Annotated in this window: 5 protein-coding genes; all 5 read left to right on the top strand. The window is 31.1% G+C overall.

From position 1 onward, the window contains the following. The first annotated feature begins 318 nt into the window (after positions 1 to 318). A complete protein-coding gene (locus AB1630_10390) occupies positions 319 to 1,056 on the top strand; it encodes a hypothetical protein (protein ID MEW6104197.1) in 738 nt (245 codons plus the stop codon). A gap of 411 nt (positions 1,057 to 1,467) precedes the next feature. Beyond that, on the top strand, positions 1,468 to 1,647 hold the full coding sequence (locus tag AB1630_10385) for a hypothetical protein (protein MEW6104196.1): 180 nt from the start codon (positions 1,468 to 1,470) through the stop codon (positions 1,645 to 1,647). A 76-nt stretch (positions 1,648 to 1,723) separates the two neighbouring features. Then, entirely contained in the window at positions 1,724 to 3,184 is a 1,461-nt protein-coding gene (locus tag AB1630_10380) for an ABC transporter substrate-binding protein (GenBank protein MEW6104195.1), read from the top strand. Next, positions 3,166 to 4,134, top strand: a complete 969-nt coding sequence (locus tag AB1630_10375; protein MEW6104194.1) for a hypothetical protein — start codon at positions 3,166 to 3,168, stop codon at positions 4,132 to 4,134. Before AB1630_10380 ends, AB1630_10375 begins: the two co-directional genes overlap by 19 nt. A gap of 25 nt (positions 4,135 to 4,159) precedes the next feature. After that, positions 4,160 to 4,794, top strand: a 635-nt coding sequence (locus AB1630_10370; GenBank protein ID MEW6104193.1) for a hypothetical protein, incomplete at its 3' end; no start/stop codon positions are given.

The following is a 4,794-nucleotide window of genomic DNA, read 5'->3' as shown; positions in this document are numbered from 1 at the left end:
AGACCGGTCATAAAGAAGAAAGATTTAAGGATATCGTATATATAAAAGGGGTAATAGGCAAAGAATTTCCGTATTAAAACATTTTCATTTGAAAATATTTTCGTCTTTAAAAAACGCTTAAAAAATAAGAACAATTTATATTTTATTTTCATTTGAAAACTAATATTTTCATTTGAGAATATCTATTGTCGTATAAAAGATAAAAAATCATTAAAAAACAAGCATTTTTTATTTTAAGCCTATTGGCATAAAAATTGCCACAACGATAAATGCGCGGGTAAAAACTGAAAATATGTATAAAAATAGGAGAGTGAAATAATGAAAAATAGTAAAACAATATTGAGTGCACTTATGGTACTTATGGTCTCTCATATAAATGCCGGAGACTTCCAAATTGACTTTGACGGAAAATTAAATGGAAATTCATTGGCTCCAATAAGAGAGGCAATCCTTACTTCTATTATGACTGTTCCAACGCCAAAGATAGATATAGAAAGGAATATAAGTATGAATGTAAAAGATACTTATATTAGCGCTAATAGAACAATAAGGAATACTATCATCCGCTGTGAAAAAGAAAGAAAAAATTCTGACACGATTGAAAATCTAAAAAAACTTCTTGTTTATGGAACTTTTGAAGAAAAAATATCTTTTTTAAACTCAAAAAATTATATATTTCCTGAAAGGTTTAATAATTTGAGTTTAAAAGATGAACTCGTATTAGCGACAAAATCACAAATTCAAGTTTGCGAAGAAACGAATTGTAGAACTGAGGAAGTTTGCGGATGGAAGGAATATTGCGAAACTGTTACAGAACTAACATGTACAGTTGTTACCGGAGCCGTAGGCGGAGCTATTGGTGGTGGCGCCGTTGGTGGAGCAGCTGGCGGACTAATTGGAAATCAAGTATGCAAATATGTTACTAAAAATGTGTGCAAAAATGTTAAAGAATGCCAGGATGTGGTTAAGTGCGATACGGTTTGCCACTGGGAGAATATAAGTGATATAGAAACGGATGAATGTGTCAATACACCACATGGAACAGTTTGTCAGTAAAAATTGAATTCTACCAGAAAAGTATAAGGGAGTTTATATGAATATTAAAAAAAAGTTTTCGGAAATTAATAATGATAAAAACATGAATAAATTCTGGGTAAAGTTTTTGAGTATTTTTTTCGCCATAACAGTATCTCATAAAATAACTAAGCTATATTTAATAGACAATATTATAATCGAATCTGCTTTTGTTGTGTTTCTTATTTTAATTTTTATTCTTATTTTTGGAAATTTAGATAAACTTTTGTCAAAAAATATGTAATGATATATCAAAAAGATCCAGAATGTTGGCTGTAAATTTATGACCTTCCTTTGAGAATTGAAGTATTCGGAAGTTGTTAAAATATAGATGGAAGGTCACAGGTTTGATCTGATACCTGTAAAATATTAGAATATAAAAGCGGAGGGAAAATGATAAAAGTGAAATATTTTATTTTTGCATTTCTTGCTTGGGCATTTGGTGTTAATTTGTATACTCATACTACTAAGACAGATTTTCAGAAGAAAATAGAAAAATATGTGCCCATTATTGAAAAAGATAAAAACGTAGATAGTGCTTGCGATAAATGTGATCAAAACAAAAAGGGCTAAATTCTTACTAAAACTTTTATCGCCTTTAACCTTACTTTTACTATTAATAATTTATTTTACTTTAAGGGTTACAATAGTGCCAAAAACATTGCGGGTAGCTTTCCCAAGAGATAAAGAGATATATTATTATGACCCGGCTAATATTCACTATCTGTCCCAATATATTTTAACTGAGAATTTTTTTTCGACTCTTGTATACTACAATATACATGGAGAACTTGTGTCCGGTCTGGCTGAGAAGTTTTATTGGGAAGGGAATGAAGCTTATTTTAAAATAAGGAATGACTTGAAAACGGTAGACGGTCGAAAAATAACTGCCAGGGACGTAGAAACAACTTTTAAAAGACTTGCCATTTTAGGTACAAATACCCATGGCAATATTAAAAATATATTATGCGGTGATAAACAAATAAATAAATTAAGTGACAATTGCCCAAATTTGCGCTTAAAGAATGATTATTTAATCTCTATATCTTTTAAAAAGAAAAATCCTTTTTTATTTTCCATGCTAACTGCCGCAGATTTTGGAATAGTTCCTATAGAATCAATAGATAATCGTACTTTAGCTATAAAAGATTACAGGAACACATCTGGTCCATATTTTGTGGACAAATATGACAACAAAGGATTCTTTATTCTTTCTGCGAATAAGACTAATTTTTTATATTCTAAAGATATGCCTCAAAAAATAGAAATAATTCCTTCCAGAATTAACAATAAGTCAATTTCTTTAGAATTATTTAAAAACAATAAAGTAGATATGATAACAACTTTGGACGATTCTTCGGAACTTTTGAGATATGCAGAAAACAATCCAAAAACTAATTTGTTTAAAACAGTTTCGATGCAATTATCTGCTATAACTTTTACTCCTTCCGGTGTTGCAAAATTCAGCAGAAAAGAAAGATTTGTAATAGCAAAAAAAATCAAGGAAAGTGTTTTGCCACATCTGTTGAAACGAGCCGGGGCGGAGGAAACTGCTCAAATTTTCCCGACCTTCGGTCAGGGCGCCTTATATGGACATCAGCTTAAAATCTTGGATGAGGAAATGGAAAAAGTCGCTAAAAGTTCTTTTAACAAGAGAATTGTGGCATGGAATATACCTGAGGTAAGCATACCAGATTTAAAAAAAGCTTTGCCCTCAATAGAAGTGAAACAGATCAATGGTTTACCCGGACATATAGATTATTTGAAAAATGGGCTTAATGAACCGGATCTTTTTTTTAGAGAATCTGATACAAGCGTTAAAGAAGATATAAATTTTTTTTATTACTATATGAACAATTATTTTTTTGTCATAAATGGTAAAGAGGGGAATAGATGGATTGATAAATATTCCCAAATAGAAAATTATTATGAAAGGATGAAGATGATAAATGACTTACACTATCAGACATTAAAAGAAGCTATTACTATTCCATTAGTTATAACTCCTTATGTAGCTTTATCAAATAAAAACTGGAAGTTTGATTTTCTTAATTTACATGCGGGTACTACTTTTTGGAGACTGAAGTGGAATTGGTTGACTGGATTTTAAATAATTCAAAGCGTTTATCTTTAAATGTTGAAAAATATAGATGGATTGATGAATGGTTGCCCGGATATTTTGATTACGCTGTCGAAATAATAATTCAGGGAATCAAATACAGAGGACGTGGGGTAGACAAGATAGAAAAAATAGCATTCGAAAAAGCATGTGCCGAATCATTGGAAAGAGCCAGTACTGATTTAAACAACTTGTGTCAAAACAGATGGGGAACAGCGGCTTATATAAATTTACCAGGTGCCAGAGAAAGAGCATACTGGGAATTATTGGGAATAGACAAAGTATTATGTCATCATTTTTGTAAAAGAAAGATGAAAGCCATTCCAATTGATATTTTAAGTGAGTATGTTGATATTTTAAGATTAAATCGCTTGTTAGTCAAAAATAATATATCATTTAGGTTTTATGAATTAAGTCCGGTAATAGACGCGAAAATTGTATGCGCTATTTCTCATAAGCAAGATTCTGAAATAAAAGGTTTTATCTCTGGATTTGGGGCTAATAAAGACATAAAAAAAGCATGTCTCAGCGCGCTTTTTGAATCACTTAGAACTCTTGTGGTATGTTTTTTTGATAACTATAAGTTAGATAAACCTATGGAACAGTTAAGGAAAGAAGGCCAGCCTTTATGGCATTTCTGTAAGGCGCAAGAAAAAGAAAGCTTGGATTATTTGAATACATACCTTATCCCAGATAAAGAGGAGACAGTATTGTTAATCCCTGAAAACATTTCCATTGATGATGTGAAGTTTAAAGAATTATCCTATATAAAAGGAATATTTCCAGATATTCCGCTTTTTTTTGTTCAGGCCAAATCTGATAAGCTTCTAACTCCTCAATTTGGGGATTTTTTACCTGATGAAAAAACAATGAAGCGTTTGGAAATTTTTAATGGTGGGCCAGTACAAATCAGTACCTCGGTTCCTCATTTTTATGGTTAAAAATATTACTGATATTCAAAAGTCTTTGAAGAAAATTTTTATAAAGGTTATTCTTTTAAATCTTTTAATCCTCATTTTTCTTGTTATTTCTTCATTGTTTTATACTGCTTATTTTAAACAAAGGATTGCAGAACACCTATCGGATAGTTTTAGGACGCCATTACTAAACGGTGATAACAGATTGATAATGATGGATATGTCCAGATCTGTTTTGAAAGATTTTTCAGGTCTTGTGTGGACTTCAATAATCAGGAGTAACAATTTCTCAATACCAGAGAATTATTCTGCCACAAATTTATTATTCACCGGCGTGTCTGAAGTAAAAATATTTTTTGATGAAAATCGAACTTCCGAATATGGTAAATTGCGTTTCTATTATAATAGATGGACTTATTTCATATTTGCACTACTTTTTTGGATATTTATTTTCTTGCTTTCAATAAAGATTGCTTTTATGGAAAGGAAAAGACTTATTGAAGAATATAATTTATTGATGAATTCTGAAATCAATAAATATCGTGCTGACTTGGCGGCACAGGTTGCGCACGATATAAGGTCGCCATTGGCGGCATTGGAAAGCGGATTAAAGGACGCACAAGTAACACAAGGGAACAAAGAACTTATAAACAATGCCTTAAAGCGTATAAATTCCATAGCCGA

It is taken from the genome of bacterium (genome assembly GCA_040753555.1).
Lineage (GTDB): Bacteria > UBA9089 > UBA9088 > UBA9088 > UBA9088 > JBFLYE01.
The sequence above is the reverse complement of the archived record's forward strand: the minus strand, read 5'-3'. Positions and strand labels throughout refer to the sequence as shown.